This window comes from Pseudovibrio sp. Tun.PSC04-5.I4, from assembly GCF_900104145.1.
In the GTDB taxonomy this organism is placed as follows: Bacteria; Pseudomonadota; Alphaproteobacteria; order Rhizobiales; family Stappiaceae; genus Pseudovibrio.
In genome coordinates this window covers 82060-102459 of the sequence record NZ_FNLB01000006.1, presented here as the reverse complement: position 1 = coordinate 102459, position 20400 = coordinate 82060, and the positions used below count along the sequence as shown (strand labels likewise).

The 20400-nt window shown below is 50.9% G+C and carries 13 protein-coding genes; 11 read left to right on the top strand and 2 right to left on the bottom strand.

All coding sequences use genetic code 11. The features are described from left to right. The first annotated feature begins 30 nt into the window (after window positions 1-30). From BLS62_RS05505 to uxaC, 3 genes are all read left to right on the top strand, one after another. Entirely contained in the window at window positions 31-2430 is a 2400-nt protein-coding gene (locus BLS62_RS05505; RefSeq protein WP_093177971.1) for a glycoside hydrolase family 31 protein, read from the top strand. A gap of 15 nt (window positions 2431-2445) precedes the next feature. After that, the gene (locus BLS62_RS05500) at window positions 2446-3924 is read left to right on the top strand and encodes a mannitol dehydrogenase family protein (RefSeq protein WP_093177969.1); all 1479 of its coding nucleotides are present in this window, start codon (window positions 2446-2448) and stop codon (window positions 3922-3924) included. Between the two features lie 101 nt (window positions 3925-4025). Further along, on the top strand, window positions 4026-5444 hold the full coding sequence (gene uxaC, locus BLS62_RS05495) for a glucuronate isomerase (protein ID WP_208990695.1): 1419 nt from the start codon (window positions 4026-4028) through the stop codon (window positions 5442-5444). An 87-nt stretch (window positions 5445-5531) separates the two neighbouring features. Here uxaC and BLS62_RS05490 read toward each other — a convergent pair whose 3' ends face one another. Further along, a complete protein-coding gene (locus BLS62_RS05490) occupies window positions 5532-7358 on the bottom strand; it encodes an AMP-dependent synthetase/ligase (RefSeq protein ID WP_093177964.1) in 1827 nt (608 codons plus the stop codon). Between the two features lie 294 nt (window positions 7359-7652). Between BLS62_RS05490 and BLS62_RS05485 the strand changes: the two genes are divergently transcribed. The 7 genes from BLS62_RS05485 (at window position 7653) to BLS62_RS05455 (ending at window position 16120) form a co-directional block, all read left to right on the top strand. Then, window positions 7653-8927, top strand: coding sequence for a GAK system CofD-like protein (locus BLS62_RS05485; RefSeq protein WP_208990694.1), 1275 nt, complete (start codon window positions 7653-7655; stop codon window positions 8925-8927). A 318-nt stretch (window positions 8928-9245) separates the two neighbouring features. Then, complete coding sequence (locus tag BLS62_RS05480) at window positions 9246-10646, top strand: YfcC family protein (protein WP_093177962.1); 1401 nt, start codon at window positions 9246-9248, stop codon at window positions 10644-10646. 108 nt (window positions 10647-10754) lie between these two features. After that, the gene (arcA, locus tag BLS62_RS05475) at window positions 10755-11981 is read left to right on the top strand and encodes an arginine deiminase (RefSeq protein WP_093177960.1); all 1227 of its coding nucleotides are present in this window, start codon (window positions 10755-10757) and stop codon (window positions 11979-11981) included. 55 nt (window positions 11982-12036) lie between these two features. After that, window positions 12037-13041: an ornithine carbamoyltransferase gene (gene argF, locus BLS62_RS05470; RefSeq protein WP_093177957.1), complete on the top strand. Its 1005-nt coding sequence runs from the start codon at window positions 12037-12039 to the stop codon at window positions 13039-13041. Further along, entirely contained in the window at window positions 13041-13973 is a 933-nt protein-coding gene (gene arcC, locus BLS62_RS05465) for a carbamate kinase (RefSeq protein WP_093177955.1), read from the top strand. Before argF ends, arcC begins: the two co-directional genes overlap by 1 nt. Window positions 13974-14105: 132 nt before the next feature. Next, window positions 14106-15590, top strand: a complete 1485-nt coding sequence (nhaC, locus tag BLS62_RS05460; RefSeq protein ID WP_093177952.1) for a Na+/H+ antiporter NhaC — start codon at window positions 14106-14108, stop codon at window positions 15588-15590. 23 nt (window positions 15591-15613) lie between these two features. Continuing rightward, window positions 15614-16120, top strand: a complete 507-nt coding sequence (locus BLS62_RS05455) for a GNAT family N-acetyltransferase (RefSeq protein ID WP_093177949.1) — start codon at window positions 15614-15616, stop codon at window positions 16118-16120. Here the strand turns inward: BLS62_RS05455 and BLS62_RS05450 are convergent. Continuing rightward, on the bottom strand, window positions 16117-16569 hold the full coding sequence (locus BLS62_RS05450; protein ID WP_093177946.1) for an Lrp/AsnC family transcriptional regulator: 453 nt from the start codon (window positions 16567-16569) through the stop codon (window positions 16117-16119). The two genes, BLS62_RS05455 and BLS62_RS05450, sit on opposite strands and share 4 nt — an antisense overlap. Window positions 16570-16718: 149 nt before the next feature. Between BLS62_RS05450 and putA the strand changes: the two genes are divergently transcribed. After that, window positions 16719-20357 carry a bifunctional proline dehydrogenase/L-glutamate gamma-semialdehyde dehydrogenase PutA gene (gene putA, locus BLS62_RS05445; protein ID WP_093177943.1) on the top strand — a complete coding sequence of 1213 codons (3639 nt, stop codon included), beginning with the start codon at window positions 16719-16721 and terminating at the stop codon, window positions 20355-20357. Window positions 20358-20400: the final 43 nt, after the last annotated feature.

Genomic DNA, 20400 nt, shown 5'->3' with positions numbered 1-20400 from the left:
AAAAGCACTCAAATAACTGGTTGAAGTTCGATGAAAACGCTCCGTAAGTGGTCCCATATAAGGACCGAACAGAACCAAGTAGACCTGCTGATCGATGAGAAGCATCTGCTCTCCCTGTTCATCCTTGAGGACAAAGTTGTCCGCGTTTTGTTGCGAAAGAATGGCGAGTTTCGTCAGGGGCGGACATGGTCCATCACTCCTGGCGAAACAGCTATGCCTTTTGAAGGACGGCCTCGTCTGTCCGTTGAAGGGTTTTCGCTTCCAGAATTTAGACAGGAGCTTACGGAGGATACACTTGTGTTGGAGACGCGTGCTTTGCGTGTCTCCGTCAAAACGCCTCTTCAGATTATCTGGGAAGCGAAAAAGGACGACGGCTCTTATGAGCTGATAGCAAGCGAACGCCCAACAGGTGCGTACATGCTTGGCTTGAAGGACAATAAGAACTCGCATTTTCTGAGCCAACCAGCAGATGACCGGATTTACGGCCTTGGTGAAAAGGCTGGCAATTTACTGCGTAACGGTCGCCGCTACGAAATGCGTAACCTGGATGCCATGGGTTATGATGCGGAGACCACCGACCCACTTTACAAGCACTTACCCTTCACATTGACCCGCACCGCCTCCGGTATTTCTTACGGCGTGTTCTATGACAATCTTGTAAACTGCTGGTTTGATCTGGGTAACGAGATCGACAACTATCACCGCCCTCATCGTTCTTACCGCGCTGAAGATGGTGATCTGGACTACTACTTCACTCTCGGCCCTTCCCTACTGGATGTTACCAAAACGCAGGTTTGGCTGACGGGTAAACACATCTTCCCGCCAAAGTGGAGCCTCGGATATTCCGGTTCTACCATGTATTACACCGACGCTGATAATGCGCAGGAGCAGCTGGAAGGCTTTATCGATCTGATTGACGAGCACGCTATTCCCTGCGACAGCTTTCAGCTCTCCTCCGGCTATACATCTATTGGGTCCAAACGCTACGTGTTCAACTGGAACGACGACAAGTGTCCTGATCCTAAGGCGATGACCTCAAAGTTCTTGAATGCCGGTGTGCATTTGGCAGCCAACATCAAACCGTGCCTGTTGCAAGACCATCCGATGTACAAGGATGTGGAAGCAAAAGGTCTCTTCATTCGTGACAGCGAAGCAGATCAGCCTGAGCGCTCACTGTACTGGGATGATGAAGGATCGCACCTCGACTTCACCAATATGGACACGGTCAACTGGTGGAAAGCCAACGTCACCGAGCAGTTGCTTGAACGCGGTATTGGTTCCACATGGAATGACAATAACGAATACGAGATCTGGGATTTTTCTGCACGCTGTAAAGGCTTTGGCGAAGAAATTGAAGTTGGTCTTATCCGCCCATTGCACTCTCTTTTGATGATGCGTACCTCCTATGAAGCACAGATTGAGCATGCACCAGATGAGCGGCCCTATCTGATCTCCCGCAGCGGGTCTCCGGGTCTTCAGCGTTATGTGCAGACATGGACAGGTGACAATCGGACCAACTGGAACAACCTGAAATATAACATCCGGATGGGCCTCGGACTTTCCATGTCCGGTATCTACAATGTCGGGCATGATGTTGGCGGGTTCTCCGGGCCTCGACCTGATCCAGAACTGTTTGTGCGTTGGGTCCAGAACGGTGTCATGCATCCCCGCTTCACCATTCACTCATGGAATGATGATGCTACGGTCAATGAGCCCTGGATGCACCCAGACGTTACGCCGCTTATTCGCAATGCCATGCAGCTGCGCCAATATCTGATGCCCTACTTTTACACACTGCTACACGATATGCATGTGAAGGACGAGCCTTTGCTACGTCCGACCTTCCTTGATCACGAAGGGGATGAGCGAACCTATGTTGAGACAGACGACTATCTGCTCGGCAAAGACTTACTTGTCGCTTCTGTCGTAGAGCAAGGCGCAACGACCCGTACAGTTTACCTGCCGGATAATGGTGATGGCTGGTATGAGTTCGATACAGGCGTGTATCACAAGGGCGGCCAGACCATCATTGTTGATGCTCCTCTTGAGAGGCTGCCGCTGTTCGTACGTGCGGGCACTGTGATCCCACTTGCCAATCCCACTGCTAAGAACACGAGTGAGTGTGATCTCAACGCTCTGGCAGTATTCCCTTTCCAAGGACCCGGCAGCCGTATCCTTATCGTTTTTGAAGATGACGGCATCAGTCATAAATGGTCAGAGGGGCAGCACAGCACGTTGAATCTCCTGCTATCCGCCAATGCTGTTGAGCAGACCCTCTCCCTCTCTCGCTGTGGTGAGCTGGACGCAGGGGCTCGCAATATCTCTATCTTCATCAAAGGACAGTCTCCGAACGGTCTTTCTTCCAATGTGACTGTGAATGGCCAGTGCCTGTCTGATGGCACCCTCACTCTTGCACTCACCGAGCTTTAATAAGGTCTTCCTCCTATGACGTTTGAATTCAAAAAACTTGATCTGGACACCCTGCCAAGTGACGTGGGAATGCCCCCTTATGACCGTAAGGCTCTTAAACCACGCATAGCCCACATTGGGTTTGGGGCTTTTGCCCGCGCTCATGTGGCTATGCACCTGCATGAAACACTGGCAGCGGCTGGCGGTGACTGGGGTATGCGCGTTGTTGAGCTGTTCGGCACCTCTGACCTGTTCGATAAGTTAGCTGAGAACGATTATCTCTACACACTGGTTGAGACGGCTGATGAAGGCACCAACACACGTCTGTTGGGTGCTGTTTGCGAAACACAGCATATCGCGCGCGATGGTGTAGAAGTACTCATCAACGGATTGGCTGAGGAACAGCTGAAGATCATCTCTCTGACTGTGACCGAGAAGGGCTACTGCGTTAAAAACGGTCAGTTGGATATAGACAACGGGTGGATCAAGGAAGACCTTGCATCGCCGAGCACTCCAAAGACAGCTATTGGCTTGATCGTTGCTGGGCTTGCCAAACGCCGTGCGCTTGGCAATGGCCCAGTCACTGTAATGTCCTGTGATAATCTGCCAAACAACGGTGTTTTGTGTGGTATCGCGGTGCGTGAGTTCGCCGCCAAGGTTGATGCTGAGCTTGCCGCATGGATTGAAGAAAACGTCTCTTTCCCGTCCACGATGGTAGACCGCATTGTTCCAGCCCTGACCGATGAATCCCGTGACCTTATTCGTGAGAGCCTTGGAGGGCAGATTGATCTCAATGGCATCGTGTGCGAGCCATTCCGCCAGTGGGTTATTGAAGACAACTTCAAAGCCGGTCGCCCAAAATGGGAGCTCGCAGGCGCACAGATCGTTCCTGATGTAGAACCATTTGAGGAAATGAAGCTGAGAACCCTCAATGGGTCTCACTCCTTCCTTGCCTACCTAGGCTTCCTTGCTGGTAAAGAAACGATTGCTGACTGCGCGGCTGATCCAGTATTTTTTGCTGAAGCCCGCAAATTGATGGTGGATGAACAGCTGCCTACACTGGATGTTCCAGATGATGTGGATCTGGAGGCTTATGCGGACTCTTTGCTTAAGCGGTACTCCAATTCCAAACTGAAACATCGCACATGGCAGATTGCTTCTGATGGAACGCAAAAGATGCCTCAGCGCTGGTTGAATTCTGTCAAGTACCACATTGCGCATGGTTCTGATTACAGACATCTGGTGCTCGGCATTGGTGGCTGGATGAATTACATTCAGGCCAACCGTAATGGCGAAAGCTATGAGGTAACAGACCCGATGAAAGACCAGCTTGCGGAGATTGTTGCATCCCACAAAACTGACAGAACAGTCTATGTGAACACACTCCTCGCTCTGGAGTCTGTATTCCCATCTGAACTTGTTGGTAATGATGAGTTTAATCAGGCGGTTCACAAAGCCTATGCAGCAGTGGCAGATAAAGGTGCGGCCCAAGCCGTTGCAGACTTGGCAAGTTAGGTTCCGCACGCAGATTACCTTATTCGACCCACCTGGCCGGATAAACGCAAAAAGATTGGAGAGGGTCGTTAATGGCCCCTCCCGACACGTAGGGCAGAATAATGATGCAGCCATTTCTTGGACCCAACTTCCTGTTAGAGACAGAAGCCGCACAAAAACTCTATCACGAGCACGCAGCAGACATGCCAATCGTGGATTACCACAACCACCTGTGTCCGCAGGTCATTGCCGAAAACCATCAGTTTGATGACATCGGCAGTACATGGCTTGCCGGCGATCACTACAAGTGGCGCGCAATGCGTTGGGCTGGAGTTGACGAGAGCCTGATCACAGGAACAAAAACCAGCTTTAAAGATAAATTCCACGCCTTTGCGGAGGTGATGCCTAAGTTCCTTGGAAATCCGCTGTACCATTGGACGCATCTTGAGATGTACCGGTACTTCGGGCTGGAAGGCGTTACACTTTCCGCGAAAACTGCTGATACGGTCTGGGATGTCTGCAACGCTAAACTTGCAAAAAAACAGTTCTCTGCACGCGGTTTGCTTAGCATGCAGAACGTGAAAATGCTGGGCACTACGGATGATCCATGTGACGATCTGCGTTGGCACAAGATGATCGCTCAAGATGCCACCTGCGACATGGTAGTTCGTCCAACTTTCCGTCCAGACCCAGCCTTCAAGATCAACAAACCTACTTTCCCCGCTTACATGCAGAAGCTTAGCAAGGCGGCTGGTTTCGCAATCAACAGCTACGAAAAACTGTTGGAAGCGCTTGCACTTCGACTAAACCATTTTGACGCTCACGGCTGTAATGCGGCTGACCATGGCCTCGACAGCATGTTGTTCTGCGCTGTGCCTTCTTCAGCTGAATTGAACCGCATTTTTAACAGTGGCCGTGATGGCGCTGAGCTCTCAATTGATGATGTTACAGCCTTCCAATCTGCTGTTCAGGTGTTCCTTGGTCAGGAATATGCGAAACGCAATTGGGTGATGCAGCTGCATATTGGCGCGACCCGCAACAACAGGACACGCCTGTTTAAAGCTCTTGGCCCAGATGTGGGTGTTGATGGCATTGACGACAGAGAGCTCGCCATTCCGCTTAACCAATTCCTTGATACGTTGGACAGGGACAAAAAACTCCCAAGAACAGTTCTGTACTCTCTCGATCCAACTAAAAATGAAGTGGTTGTGACGACAGCTGGGAACTTCCAGGACGGTACTATTGCGGGCAAAGTTCAAGCTGGCACAGGCTGGTGGCACAACGATCAGCTGGACGGTATGGAGCGCCAGATGACCCAGTTGGCGCAGATGGGATTGCTGTCTCAGTTCCTCGGCATGTTGACTGACAGCAGATCGTTCCTATCCTTCCCACGTCACGAATACTTCCGCCGCTTACTTTGCAAGATGGTGGGTGAATGGATGGCTAACGGCCATATTCCAGCCGACTATGATTTGACTGGTTCTATGATCAAGGACATTTGCTACAGAAATGCAGCAAAATGGTTTCTTGATGAGAAGTAACTGAGGCCTTCCTCAGTCTTCTATATCCCGACCACAGAACCCTCGGTCCATGCCTCTGGACCGAGGGTTTTGCTTTTATAGCAGGACCTAATCGTCAGGCTTGTAGATAGAATCCAATGCATCTGCGTGATTATTCAGCACTTTGGCTCTTCTGATTTTCAATGTCGGTGTAAGTTCACCCGTTTGAATAGAAAAGCCATTTGGTAAGACTTCAAACTTACGAATACGCTCAACTCTGGAATGGCGCGCATTCACTTTATTAATGCCTGCCTGAAGTACTTTGCGCAGCTGGTCTGATGCCGGAACATCTTCCGGTTTAAGATCATTCTCAATAGCAAACCGATTTGCCATCCCGCTATCAATGGTAAGCAGTGCACTCAAGAAGGTCTGGTTGTTGCCAGCTACAACAGCATATTCCACCAGTGGCAGTTCCATCAAATCGTGCTCCAGCAATGCAGGAGAGATGTTTTTGCCACCGGATGTGATGATCAGCTCTTTTTTACGTCCTGTAATGAACAAGTACCCATCTTTATCCAAATACCCAATATCACCACTGTAGAGCCACCCATCTTGTAGCGTCTCATCAGTTGAGGCTGGATCATGCGCATATCCGGAGAAGTTGGTGTCTGCCTTACACAGGATTTCGCCATCGGCTGCAATTTTGATGGTCACACCATCCATAGGGCGTCCTACGGAACCAAGACGGGTAGCTCCTATGATATTGATGGTTGCCCCGCCGCAGTTCTCCGATTGTCCGTAGACCTCGCGAATAACAATATCCAGTCCGGTGAAAGCTTCCAGAACTCGTCTGGAGACAGGTGCACCGCCACTGACAAACATGCGCATCTTGTCGAGGCCGATCTTGTGCTTGATCTTGTTCAGCACCAGTTTGTTGGCCAGTGTCTTCTTGGCCTCAAGAACAAATCCGGCCCGCTTGCCCGCCAAGTGGTTGGTGTACCATTCTTTGCTAACAGATAATGACCATTGGATCAGCTTGCCTTTGAAGCCCTTCTCTTTGCTGAGTTGCTTCTCTACCTTCTCCCAGATCTTCTCGAAAATCCGCGGTACACCAAAGGTGACAGTGGGGCGAACCTCTGGCAGGTGCTCTCCAAGACTGGTCACGGAGGTCGCGTAGTAAACCGGATACCCCGTATCACAGGCCTGAATGATGGTGCCGCACTGCTCTGCAATATGTGCCAATGGCAAATAGGAGATGTAACGGTCTGCTGGGGTTGGATCGAACGCCAAATTCAATGCATCAGACTCTGCGCGAATGGCACGATGGCTGATCTGAACAGCCTTTGGCAGACCCGTTGTGCCAGACGTATAAATCTGAAGCGCTATATCGGCGGCGGTGATTTCGCTCAGTCGACGATCAAGCTCAGCATCAAGGCCCGGACTGTTCTCGCCCAGCGACATAAAGCTCGACCACGTGTATTGATCCGGATTTTCCACGCGGCCATCAAGACGAATGATCTTACGCAGGTGGCGCATGTTTTCTTCATGCTCGCCTATGCCCTGCAGCTGAGCTTTGGTTTCAGCCAGCAATATGCGACCCTGTGAATGACGCAGGATGTAATTAATTTCCGGCGGAGCTGCAGTCCAGTAGATCCCGGTTGGCACAGCTCCGATCATCATGGCGGCAATGTCCATGATGGTCCATTCTGGTCTGTTGTAGCTTAAGATACAAACAGCGTCGCCTGGATTAACTCCAAGAGCCAGAAGCGCCTTTGCAGCGCTGCGCACCTGTTGGTTATAATCGCGCCAGCTGGTTGCTTCCCACCCTGTTTCACCACGCACCAAATAGGCAGGTTTGTCCGCCAGACGTGCGACCGTTTCCGTAAACGCTTTTGGGATGGATGTAAAAGCTTCGGGCGTTCTTCCCTGTGAAACGGGCTGGGCATGCGAAATCATGCTTTTCTCTCTATTGTTGTTTTTCCAGAGTTTTACATCCTCTGAACTATTCTGAGTCAAACACAGATAACAGGAATACCCATCAAACCCACAAGAACTCAATGTAGTTGTGTTGTTTTGTGGAGACCTGGTTCACGGTGACGCAATATTCAGATTGAATTTGACATGATTTTTACTGAATCCTGATATATCTACCTGAAGTATTCATTTGATATTTCTTAGAGACATTCCAGAGCCCGCTATACCTAGGGTAAAATCAAGAGATCTTTGTGGATGCGCGCTTGAGAACACACCTTGTTGGACATTCCGCAGATAAATCCGTTTAATACACCTCACCAACCTTCAGTTGGGATTCAGTTCATTTCAAACGGGCCAATATTCATCATGCAGCAGCTCAACGTTTCTCGCGGACTAAATTTGCCAGATCCCGTCAGGGTCAGCCGCTATAAACGTTTACCTGAACTTGGCCCGACCTTGCTGTTCTTTAGTGGTGGCAGTGCGCTTAACCCAACCGCTCGGGCGTTGAAGCAGTACACACACAACTCCATCCACTTTATGACGCCATTTGACAGTGGCGGTAGCTCAGCCGTTTTACGTCATGCGTTTGGTATGCCCGCGATTGGGGATTTACGGTCTCGTCTGATTGCATTGGCGGATGAAAGCGTGCTTGGCCAGTCAGAGATCTATCGGTTGTTCACGCATCGCTTTCCAAACACAGCCACTCTGGACGACCTGCAAGGCGACTTGGTGGATATGCTGGAGGGGCATGGTGAGTTGATGTCCCGGGTGTCCAACCCTATGCGCGGTTTGATCCGCAATCAGCTTGCGTTTTTTCATGATGCGATGCCCTCGAATTTTGATCTTCGCGGCGCTAGCATTGGCAATCTTATTCTGGCTGGCGGATACCTGAACAACAATCAAAAGCTCGACCCGATCATCTTCCTATTTTCCAAACTGGTGAACACGCTTGGGACAGTGGTTGCCACGGTTGATGCGCGTTTGCATTTGGCCGTTGAGCTGGAGTCTGGCGAGGTGATTGTCGGTCAACACAATATGACCGGCAAGGAAACCGCTCCAATTCGCAGCCCCATTGCGCGGACCTATCTCACACGTTCACTTGCAGGTGGGGATCCGGTCGAGATCGAAATATCGCCCAAAAGGCGGCATCTTATTGAGAGCGCGGATTTGATTTGTTACCCGCCGGGCAGCTTTCATAGCAGTCTGATTGCGAACCTTCTGCCAAAAGGGGTCGGCAGATCAATCGCGCAAAGTCCCAACCCTAAAGTGTATGTTCCCAACCTTGGCACTGATCCAGAACAGTTTGGTCTCAGCCACAATGAGCGCATTGATGCTTTGCTGAAGCATTTGCGGGTGGATGCAGGGCAAGACACTCCAACGGAAAAACTATTGAACTTTGTCATCGCAGATGAACAGCAGGCTATGGAATTTGATTGGGCGGCGCTTGAAGCACAGGGCATTTCGTTGATCGGTTGTGATCTGACAACACCGGAAAGTGTCCCGTACTATGATCCTGAGAAGTTGGTTACCACGCTTCTTAGCTTCGTTTAGTTTTACATTTCCTCCCACATTGAGAAGTATTTGGTGGTGAGACAATAACTAATATTATCTTACATGCTCCACTTATTCTTCAAAATATAAGTAATTCTGAAATTACTCAAGAATACAACATGACCAATTGCAATACACTTACAGATAAATTTCAATATTTAAAATAATATCAAAATTATAGAAGAGTTCAACCAAGTAAACATTTGGAAACGAACTTGGTTGAGAAATTTTAATTCACGTTGACGGGGGGAAATAATTCACCAATAGGTAGAACCACTGTGAAATAATTCGACAAGAACAACTAGTTGGAAAACACCAATGTCGAAGTTCAAATTTCCTACTGCGTTCACTATTCTTTTTGGTCTAATTATCCTTGTAGCCATTGCGACCTGGTTTGTGCCAGCAGGCAAATATGATCGTGTTATCAATCCGGCTCTCGACAAAGAAGTTCCCGTGCCCGGCACCTACCACCTGGTAGAACCAAATCCGCAAGGCCCGGTTGAAATCTTTATGGCTCCGATCTCCGGCCTTTATGATCCAGTCTCCTATGAAGCAAATGCGATTGACGTTGCCGTCTTTGTTCTTGTCATTGGTGGTTTTTTGATGGTCGTTACCCGTACCGGTGCAATCGATGCCGGTATTGCGCGGATTATGTCCGGCCTGAAAGGGCGAGAGAACCTCATGATCCCCATACTCATGGCTTTCTTTGCCGCTGGTGGGACGATCTATGGGATGGCAGAGGAAAGCCTGGCCTTCTACGCTCTCATCATCCCGGTCATGATCCGAGCGGGGTATGACTCTCTCACCGGTGTGGCGGTGATCATGCTTGGAGCGGGCATAGGAACGCTCGGCTCCACCATCAACCCGTTCGCAACAGTTATTGCCTCTAACGCTGCCGGTGTGCCGTTTACTGACGGTATTGGCTTACGCTTCCTTATACTCATTGTTGGCTGGATCCTTTGCGTTCTCTGGGTGATGCGCTATGCAGCCAAAGTGAAGGCAGATCACAGCACCTCTCTAGTTTTTGACATGAAGGAGAAGAATGAAAAACATTTCCTCCAAGGTGTCTCAACCGATGTAATTCCCGACTTCACCGCCAACCACGGGTGGATCATGGCGATCTTCGTCACCACCTTTGGCTTGCTGATTTACGGTGTGGCCGCCCTTGGATGGTGGATGGGTGAGATGGCGGCGTTGTTCCTTGCTGCTTCCATCCTTGTTGGTATCGTCGCCCGAACGGGTGAACACGAGTTCGTCGATAATTTTCTGGATGGCGCCAGAGACCTCTTAGGCGTAGCGCTGATTATCGGGGTAGCTCGCGGTATCGTGGTTGTGATGGACGCCGGTTCCATTACCGACACCGTGCTTTATTGGTCCGAGCAAGTTGTCAGCGGGCTGGGTAAGGTTGCTTTCATCAACGTGATGTTCTGGCTGGAACTGGTCCTTTCCTTCTTTGTTCCATCCTCCTCCGGTCTTGCCGTGCTTTCCATGCCGATCATGGCGCCGTTGGCTGGGTTCTCCAATGTTGGTGCAGAGTACGTGGTCACAGCCTTCCAATCTGCGAGCGGGCTTTTGAACCTGTTCAACCCAACCTTTGCGGTTGTGATGGGTGGCTTGGCGATTGGGCGTGTTTCCTACGATAAGTGGCTCCGGTTCTGCATTCCTTTGGTGATCATTCTCTTTGTCCTGATCTCCATTGCTCTTTCCCTCAGTGTTTAGAAAGAGCAATGGAGATCAGACAGAATTGCCCCTACAGGGCTGAAGAAAACAGAGGCTACTCAACGCGCCTTTGAACAAAAACAAGCTTCGCAATATGGAGTCTGAAACATGACTGACTTTGGTGTTCATTCAGAGGTTGGCAAGCTAAGGGAGGTGATGGTTTGTCGGCCAGGGCTTGCGCATATGCGTTTAACACCCGGCAACTGTCAGGAACTATTATTTGATGATGTCGTATGGGTTCGAGAAGCACAAAAGCACCACTATGACTTTTGTCTGCGGATGGAAGAACGCGGTGTAAACGTTCTTGAAATGCACAACCTCCTGAAAGAAACGCTAGAGGATCTTGAAGCAAGAAAGTGGCTTCTGGATCGTCGTATCACGCACCACCGTGTGGGGTATGGTATGGCCGAAGACCTCAGGGCGTGGCTCATGGAACAGCCCGAAAAATTTCTTTCTGACCACCTTATTGGTGGAATTGCCAGATGTGAGCTTGGCTTCAAACCAACCGGTGTCTTTGGCAGTTATTTAGACGCCAATGATTTTGTCCTCCCCCCCTTACCCAATACGATTTTTACGCGAGATACCTCTTGCTGGATTTATAACGGGGTCACAGTAAACCCGATGTATTGGGCAGCACGCCAGAATGAAACACTGCTCACAACTGCCATCTATAAATTCCATCCCCATTTCAAAAACAGAGTGAACATCTGGTGGGGCAACCCAGATGAAAACTACCATGAGTCGACGGTTGAAGGCGGCGATGTAATGCCAATTGGCAATGGTGTTGTTTTGATCGGGATGGGCGAACGGACAACACCGCAAGCCGTTGGACAAGTTGCACGTGCCTTGTTCCGGCATAATGCCGCAAGCCGCGTCATCGCCTGTCAGATGCCTAAGAGCCGCGCTGCCATGCACCTCGATACTGTCTTCACCCTACTGGATCGCGATAAAGCAACTGCCTTTACTGGTGTTTGTGATGAGATCATCTGCTTCTCCATTCGCCCCGGAGAGAAGCCGGATACGGTCGATTATCGTCAGGATGAAGGCCATCTTTACGAGGTCGTTGCAGAGGCGCTCGGCATACAAAAGCTCAATGTGGTGACAACTGGCGGAAATGCCTACGATCAGGAACGCGAGCAATGGGACGATGGCAACAACGTTGTTTGCATCGAACCCGGTGTGGTCGTTGGTTATCGCCGTAACACTTATACCAACTCCAAGCTTCAACGTGCTGGCGTGGAAGTCATCGCCATTGACGGTTCGGAACTTGGCCGCGGTCGCGGTGGAGGTCATTGCATGACCTGTCCGATCGTTCGTGATGCAGTGGACTTTTAGTCTTTCAAAACTCCGTTGAATAACAATAACATCCAAATGATAGAGAGTTAAGAAAATGGCTTTTAATCTGAAAGGTCGCAGTTACCTAAAGCTCAAAGACTTCAGCCAGCGCGAAGTGCTTTATATGCTGGATCTGGCGCGTGATCTAAAACGGGCCAAATACTCCGGTACCGAAGCTCAAACGCTTGCCGGCAAAAACATCTGCCTGATTTTTGAGAAGACATCCACCCGGACACGCTGTGCTTTTGAGGTTGCTGCACATGATCAGGGTGCTCATGTAACCTATCTTGATCCGTCAGGCTCTCAGGTCGGTCACAAGGAATCCATGAAGGATACGGCACGGGTTCTCGGGCGCATGTTTGATGCTATCGAGTTTCGTGGCTCTGGCCAAAATGCCGTTGAGACGCTTGCCGAGTATTCTGGCGTTCCTGTTTATAACGGGCTCACAGATGACTGGCACCCAACCCAAATGCTTGCTGACCTGCTGACCATGACTGAGTACTGTGCAAAGCCCCTGCATGACATCTCATTTGCTTACATAGGGGATGCACGCAACAACATGGGGAGCTCTTTGTTGATGCTCGGCGCCTTGTGTGGTTGTGATGTGCGGATCATTGCTCCAAAAGAATTGCAACCAGACCCCCTGATCGTCAAAGTTGCCGAAGCAAACGCAAAACGCTACGGCGCCCGTATCACCATCACCGACGATCCTGCACATGGTACGCAAGACGTTGACTTTATTCATACTGATGTTTGGGTCTCAATGGGTGAACCAGCAAATATCTGGGAAACCCGCATCAAGCTTTTGAAGGATTATCAGGTCAACAAAACGCTGATGGAAGGGACTGGTAACGCCAACACCTATTTCATGCACTGTCTGCCTGCATTCCATAACCGCGATACCAAGGTAGGTGAAGACGTCTTCCAGAAATTCGGGATTTCCGAAATGGAAGTGACTGATGACGTGTTTGAATCTGACCGTAACCTTTCCTTCGAACAGGCTGAAAACCGCCTTCACACCATTAAGGCCATTATGGTTGCAACGATTGGAGGCCGGTGATGCGCGTTGTCGTCGCTCTAGGCGGAAACGCTTTGCTTCGTCGCGGCGAGGCAATGACCGCCGAAAACCAGCGCAACAATGCACGCATCGCGGCAGAAGCGCTGGCTCCCCTCTATGATGATGGCCACGAGGTGGTTATCACACACGGCAATGGCCCCCAGATTGGACTGTTGGCCTTGCAAGGCGCGGCCTATGATCAGGTAGAAACCTATCCGCTGGACGTGCTGGGCGCCGAGACGGTTGGCATGATTGGTTATATGATTGAGCAAGAGCTCGGTAACCTCCTGCCCTATGAGAAATCATTTGCGACCATCCTCACACAGGTGGAGGTTGATCCCAACGACCCTGCTTTTAAGGATCCCACCAAACCAATTGGCCCGCTTTACAGCAAAGAAGACGCGGAGAAACTTGCCAAAGACAAAGGTTGGTCCGTCCGCGAAGATGGTGATAAATGGCGCCGCGTCGTCCCTAGCCCGCAACCTAAGCACATCTTTGAGATCCGGCCCATCAAGTGGTTACTGGATCATGATGTGTTGGTCATTGCAGCAGGCGGTGGTGGCATCCCGACCATGTACAACGAGGAGAAAAAACTCGTTGGGGTGGAATGTGTGATCGACAAGGATCGGTGCTCCGCGCTTTTGGCCAAGGAGATTGAGGCAGAAGCCTACGTGATGGCAACAGATGCTGACGCTGTCTACCTTGACTGGGGCACGCCCAACCAACGTGCAATCAAATCTGCTAGTCCAGATGCTCTCGATGCCTATGGCTTTGCCGCAGGATCTATGGGCCCCAAGGTGGAAGCCGCACAGACTTTTGCCCGACAAACTGGAAAAAAAGCGCTCATCTGCACACTCTCCGAAGTTCCACAGGCCATTCGTGGACAAAGAGGAACCTCAGTTTCTCTGGATGCTGGTGAGACACGTTTTTATTAGGCCACAAACCTCAGTCGGCTTTTATCGGCTGAGGTCTTAATTCGCTACTCCCCGGATTTAGGATTAGCACCTACGTTTCCACTCCAGTTTCGCCCTTGGAGATCTTAAAAACCGACATAAGGACGGAAACATATGGCCAATGAGCCAAGTCCTCATTCAGCAAAAATGACTATGGTTGGCGCGGTTATTCCGGTCGCTGCCCTCATTCTTCTGCTCGCAACCTCCTACTACCTGTTTGGGGATGAGGCATCTTCTGGCCCTAACCAAATTGCGCTGCTGGTTTGCGCTCTCACCGCTGCCTTTGTCGCCAAGTTTCATGGGTTTTATGTCGACGAATTGAAGCATGCAGTGGTGGAAAGTGTCAGCACGGGTTTACATGCCATCTTCATATTACTTGCTGTGGGATCGTTGATCGGGACATGGGCTATGTCCGGCACCATCATGGCGATGGTTTACTATGGACTTCAGCTGCTCAGCCCAAACTATTTCTATTTCACCGCTACGATTATCTGTGCTCTTGTTTCCCTCAGTATTGGCAGTTCCTGGACAGTTGCAGGCACTATCGGTATCGGTTTAATGGGCGTCGCAGCGAAGATGGGACTGGACCCGGCAATAACTGCGGGAGCCATTCTTTCTGGCGCGTATTTTGGAGACAAATCCTCCCCTCTTTCTGACGCAACCAATCTGGCAACAGCGGCGGCTGGTTCAAACCTTTACACCCACATCAAAGAAAACCTATGGACATCTATCCCGGCTCTGGGCATCGCGCTCATCATATTCTGGTGGCTGGGTGAACCGGGTGATTTTGTGGCGCAAGGCACGTTGAGCGCTATTGAAGTTCACTACGACATCACTTTACTTAATTTCTTGCCATTGGTACTGGTGTTGTTCTTGGCGATTGTCCGCTATCCGCCCTTCACAACCATCTTTCTTGGTGCGCTTGCAGGTGGGCTTTATGCCGTTGTGATGGAACCTGACAAGGTGATCGGCCTTGCAGCCTCTCCCGCTCTTCCTGCAGGTCTGGAAATGCTCAAAGGCGTTTGGATTGCCATGTCCAACGGTTATGTCAGTGTTACAGGGGATCCATCCATCGATGCTTTGCTGAGCCGTGGTGGTATGGGCAACATGCTGACAACCATCTGGTTGATTATGACCGCCCTAGCCTTTGGTGGGGTGATTGAAAAGGCTGGCATTCTGGACCGGATTATTGGCCCAATTCTAAAGGCGGCAAAATCCACCGGCGCACTCATTCTGTCGCTTGTTGCAACAGCTATTGCGACCAACATACTGGCCGCTGATCAGTACATCGCAATTGTTATTCCGGGGCGGATGTACCGCAAACCATTCCGCCAACGCAAGTTACAGCCTGAGGTGCTTTCCCGTGCTGTTGGGGATAGTGCTACGGTTACGTCTGCTCTTATTCCATGGAACAGCTGCGGTGCTTACATGGCCGCAACGTTGGGGGTGCCAACACTTGCCTTTGCCGGGTTTGCCTTCTTCAATCTTGTAAGCCCAATCCTCACCGTGGTGTTTGCGGTGATGGGGTGGCGTATGTTGACAATGCCGGATCAGAAACCGGACCGGATTGTGTTGCCTGATGACGAACAAGAAGACTGACGAATAACCGCTCAAGAGACATTATGAAAAACCATCGCTGGAGCTTAATGAATGAAACGGATTTACCGGTAGTCGAGCAGATCATGCTGGCGACCTACCCGCATTTGCTCGAGGACATTTCCAGCATTCGTGAACGTATCCGTCTGTTTCCTGAGGGCAGCCGCATTCTGCGCAGGTCAGTCGATGACGTTATCGTCGGTTATTTCATCTCACACCCATGGGCAGCTCACAGCATTCCGCCGCTTTCCAGTTTGCTAGGTGAATTGCCGACAAAAGCTGAGGTCTATTACATTCACGACATTGCTTTGATGCCGGACGCCCAAGGCATCGGTGCGGCACGTGCTATTCTCGCGGATATGAGTCAGATTGCGCGAAATCTTCACATCAATCGTTTTGCACTTGTTGCACTGGCCTCCGCATTGGCGTTTTGGACGACACAAGGCTTTCGCGAGATCCATGAGGACGCGTTCAAAGAAAAGTTGCGGACCTATGGCCCCGGCGCTCAATACATGCAGCGAGCGGTTGACTAAAGCGGACGATCCTTAACCGGTTCCATGCATACGAATGTGGATGTTTGAGCAACATGCGGCATTTCCGAGAGCTTCTCACCCAGCACTTTTCGGTAACTGCCGATGTCTTTGGTTCGTACTTTAAGCAAATAATCAAACCCGCTGGCGATCATGTGGCACTCTTCTATTTCCGAAATTGCACGCGCAGCGGCGTTGAATGCCTCAAGTGATCTGGACCGGGTGTCATTGAGTTTCACCTGCACAAACGCAATATGTCCAGCCCCGATTTTGGCATGATCGACCACAGCCCGATACCCCAGCACGTACCCTGCTTCCTCAAGCTTTTTCATGCGGATTTGGCAGGGGGTTTTGGATAGGCCAACTTCTTTCGCAAGGTCCGTAACTGTTATGCGACCGTTTTTCTGCAGTTTCTCCAGAATTTTGCGATCGAACTCATCCAGTTTCTCCATAGCAGCCTACTTTTCTACGGTTTTTCTCTTCATTCATGCAGTATCAAAGTCGAATAGTCTTCACCATCAAAAAATACAGGAAACATCCCTATAGGCATTTTGCTAAGGTCAACTCAACTAAATAGGTATTTATTAGTAGGGAGCACGGTATGGGATCAGAGGCTACACCGGAAACAATCCGCAAGACGATCACAGATCATTACTTTCCTGATGAAAATCAGGTTGTTCGGGACCTGATCAGCTCGTTGCAAATGGATGAGGCGGCACGGGACCGTGCTTCGAAAAACGCAGCTAAGTTGATTGAAGATCTGCGCGCGAACACCTCCCCTACCATCATGGAAAGTTTCCTTGGCGAGTATGGTCTCTCAACCCAGGAAGGCATCGCATTGATGTGTCTTGCTGAAGCTCTGCTGCGTGTGCCTGATGCCCAGACCATTGATGCCCTGATTGCTGATAAGATTACGCCGAGCGCCTGGGGCGAGCATTTGGGTCAGTCGTCCTCAACGCTCATCAACGCGTCAACATGGGCTCTTCTGCTCACTGGTAAGGTACTCGCACCAGATGACCGCGGACTTGTTGGCACCATTCGCGGTGTTGTAAAGCGCATGGGTGAGCCTGTTGTGCGGACCGCTGTTGCACAAGCCATGAAAGAGCTGGGCCGCCAATTCGTTCTTGGCCGCACCATTCGTGAAGCGATGCGCAACGCTCGTGTCGAAGAAGGCAACGGCTTTACGTATTCCTATGACATGCTGGGTGAGGCTGCTCGCACGGATGCCGATGCAAAGCGCTACCACCTGTCTTATTCTAAGGCTATTTCAGCGCTTTCCAGCAATTGTAATCACGCAAGCATTCGCCAGAACCCCGGTATTTCTGTCAAGCTCTCCGCCTTGCATCCGCGCTATGAATTTGCCAAGCGCGAACGGGTGATGAAAGAGTTGGTTCCACGCACGCTCTCGCTGATCATGCTGGCGAAATCCTCCAATATGGGTTTCAATATTGATGCGGAAGAAGCGGATCGTCTGGACCTGTCTCTCGATGTGATTGAAGCTCTGCTGGCCGATCCTTCCACGGAAGGTTGGGATGGATTTGGCGTTGTGGTGCAGGCCTTTGGCCCACGTGCTATCCATGTCATTGACTGGCTTTATGCAACTGCTGAGAAGTATGATCGCAAGATCATGATTCGCCTTGTAAAGGGCGCGTATTGGGACAGCGAAATCAAACGCGCTCAGACACTTGGCATTGATGGCTACCCTGTCTTTACACGTAAAGTCTCTACGGATATTTCCTACACTGCCTGCGCAGAAAAACTGCTGGGCATGACTGACCGGATCTACCCGCAGTTTGCCACCCATAACGCACACAGTGTTGCCAGCGTTCTTGAGCTTGCCAAGAACCTGCCGCTGGATTCCTACGAGTTCCAACGTTTGCACGGCATGGGCGAAGCCTTGCATGAACGCGCCATGAAGAAGCACGCCACCAACTGCCGTATCTATGCTCCTGTTGGGGCGCATAAAGATCTGCTGGCTTATCTGGTCCGCCGCCTGCTGGAAAATGGTGCGAACAGTTCCTTCGTTCACCAGATCCGCGATACAAACGTTAGCCCGACAGCTATCGCGCAGGATCCGCTGGCGCACCTTGGAAAGTTTGGCGAAGATATCGCCAATAGCAAGATTGCTCTTCCTCCTGCGCTTTATGGATCTGGTCGTAAGAATGCTAAGGGTTGGGATCTGAGTGATCCACGTCAAGAAGCAGACTATGTTGCTGATCTGGAAAAATATTCTGCAACTAAATGGCAAGGTCATCCTGTCATTGCGGCATCGGTGAAAAACGGTGAAGCAAAACCAGTAAAAAACCCAGCTGATCTTCGTGATGTTGTCGGCGATGTTGCCAGTGCAACGCCTGAGCAGATTGAAGCTGCATTGACAACGGCACATCAGGGCTGCGCGGAATGGTCTGACAAATCACCGGAAGACCGAGCTGTCATCTTACGTAAAGCAGCTGATCTTTATGAAGAAAACTCTGCTGAGATCTTCGCATTGTTGACCCGCGAAGCTGGCAAAACCTATATGGATGCCATTGGCGAGCTACGGGAAGCCGTTGATTTTGCGCGCTACTACGCCAATGAGGCAATCCGCCTTGAAGAACGTGATGGTAAGGCAGAAGCACGCGGGCCTATCACCTGTATCTCGCCTTGGAACTTCCCACTTGCGATTTTCTCCGGACAAATTTTTGCAGCTCTTGCGGCTGGCAATCCCGTTCTCGCAAAGCCTGCTCCGCAAACCCCGTTGATCGCAACTTTCGCAGCTCATTTGATGCACAAAGCTGGCATCCCTGTTGAAGCGCTTCAGCTGCTTCCAGGTGGAGGTGACGTTGGCGCGGCCCTGACTTCTGATCCACGGGTTGCAGGTGTTTGCTTTACCGGTTCAACCGCAACGGCCCAGCACATCAACCGTGCTATGGCGAAATCACTTGCTCCATCTGCGCCTTTGATTGCTGAAACCGGTGGCCTCAATGCCATGATCGTAGATTCTACGGCTCTGCCAGAGCAGGCTGTTCGGGATGTGATCGTCTCCAGTTTCCAGAGCGCAGGTCAGCGTTGTTCTGCCTTGCGTATGTTGTTTGTACAGGAGGACATCTTTGAAGATCTCAAAGAGATGCTTTTTGGTGCGATGGACGAGTTGGAACTTGGCAACCCTGCGATCCTTTCCACGGATGTCGGTCCGGTTATTGATGCAGCGGCACAAGCGAAGATTTCCGCGCATTGTGAGAAATGGGCAGCAAAAGGCCGCGTGCTTAAGCAGATGAAAGCTCCGCAAAAGGGGCACTTTGTTGGTCCGACCCTCATTCATCTGGAAGGGATCGAGGAACTAGAGGAAGAGATCTTCGGTCCAGTGCTTCATATTGCGACTTTCAAAGCAGATGAGATCGACAAGACCATCGATGCCATCAATGCGCAAGGATATGGCCTGACCTTTGGCTTACACACCCGCGTTGATAGCCGTGTGCAGCATATTGTTGAGCGCGTGAAAGTGGGCAACCTTTATGTAAACCGCAACCAGATTGGCGCGATTGTTGGCTCTCAACCATTTGGTGGTGAAGGTCTTTCTGGCACTGGTCCAAAAGCGGGTGGCCCTCACTACGTTTCTCGTTTCCGCCTTGCAGACACATCTTCTGCCGAGAGCGTCAAGCTGGATAAGTCTGTTTCTGCCGAGGATATCTCCAAAGCGCATGGGGCATTACGCACTGGCACATGGACGGAAAACTTTGGCCGGTTTACCGAGCTGGCGACCCTTTTTGTAAACGAGACGGGTCTGCTCAACAGGCTCGCGGTTGAACATGCGCACGATATGCCCGGGCCAACGGGTGAATCCAATCGCCTTTACGGTGCCCCTCGCGGGACAGTGCTTTGCCTTGGCCCCGATGCGGAAAGCCTACAACATCAGGCGGTTCTGGCGCTTGCTGCTGGCAATGGTGTGATCGCAATTGGTGAAGATGCTGAGAAGCTGGCACTTAAGCTGCGCCCTCTTTCCGCACCGATTGTTGCGATTGAGGGACAGCTCAATGCGGGGGAACTGACCGACCTGCAAGGCATTGATGCAGTTGCAGCGAACCACACAGAACACGATCTGAAGCTTATGAAAGCTGAATTGGCAGACCGCAACGGTGCGCTGATGCAGTTGATCACTGAGCGTAACCAGCCAGAGCGCTACCAGCTTGAGCGGCACCTGTGCATTGACACGACGGCTGCTGGCGGCAACGCAAGCCTGTTGGCAGCTGTCGAGGATTAAGTCTTCCGTTTAAAAACGAAAAAAGCCGCCTCATGGATTTGAG

Bases quoted from the DNA above. Each gene is read 5' to 3' on its own strand.
- nhaC (WP_093177952.1), top strand. From the start codon at position 14,106: ATGGCCAATGAGCCAAGTCCTCATTCAGCAAAAATGACTATGGTTGGC.
- BLS62_RS05505 (WP_093177971.1), top strand. From the start codon at position 31: ATGAAAACGCTCCGTAAGTGGTCCCATATAAGGACCGAACAGAACCAA.
- uxaC (WP_208990695.1), top strand. From the start codon at position 4,026: ATGATGCAGCCATTTCTTGGACCCAACTTCCTGTTAGAGACAGAAGCC.
- argF (WP_093177957.1), top strand. From the start codon at position 12,037: ATGGCTTTTAATCTGAAAGGTCGCAGTTACCTAAAGCTCAAAGACTTC.
- arcA (WP_093177960.1), top strand. From the start codon at position 10,755: ATGACTGACTTTGGTGTTCATTCAGAGGTTGGCAAGCTAAGGGAGGTG.
- BLS62_RS05450 (WP_093177946.1), bottom strand. From the start codon at position 16,569: ATGGAGAAACTGGATGAGTTCGATCGCAAAATTCTGGAGAAACTGCAG.
- BLS62_RS05480 (WP_093177962.1), top strand. From the start codon at position 9,246: ATGTCGAAGTTCAAATTTCCTACTGCGTTCACTATTCTTTTTGGTCTA.
- BLS62_RS05490 (WP_093177964.1), bottom strand. From the start codon at position 7,358: ATGATTTCGCATGCCCAGCCCGTTTCACAGGGAAGAACGCCCGAAGCT.
- arcC (WP_093177955.1), top strand. From the start codon at position 13,041: ATGCGCGTTGTCGTCGCTCTAGGCGGAAACGCTTTGCTTCGTCGCGGC.
- putA (WP_093177943.1), top strand. From the start codon at position 16,719: ATGGGATCAGAGGCTACACCGGAAACAATCCGCAAGACGATCACAGAT.
- BLS62_RS05500 (WP_093177969.1), top strand. From the start codon at position 2,446: ATGACGTTTGAATTCAAAAAACTTGATCTGGACACCCTGCCAAGTGAC.
- BLS62_RS05455 (WP_093177949.1), top strand. From the start codon at position 15,614: ATGAAAAACCATCGCTGGAGCTTAATGAATGAAACGGATTTACCGGTA.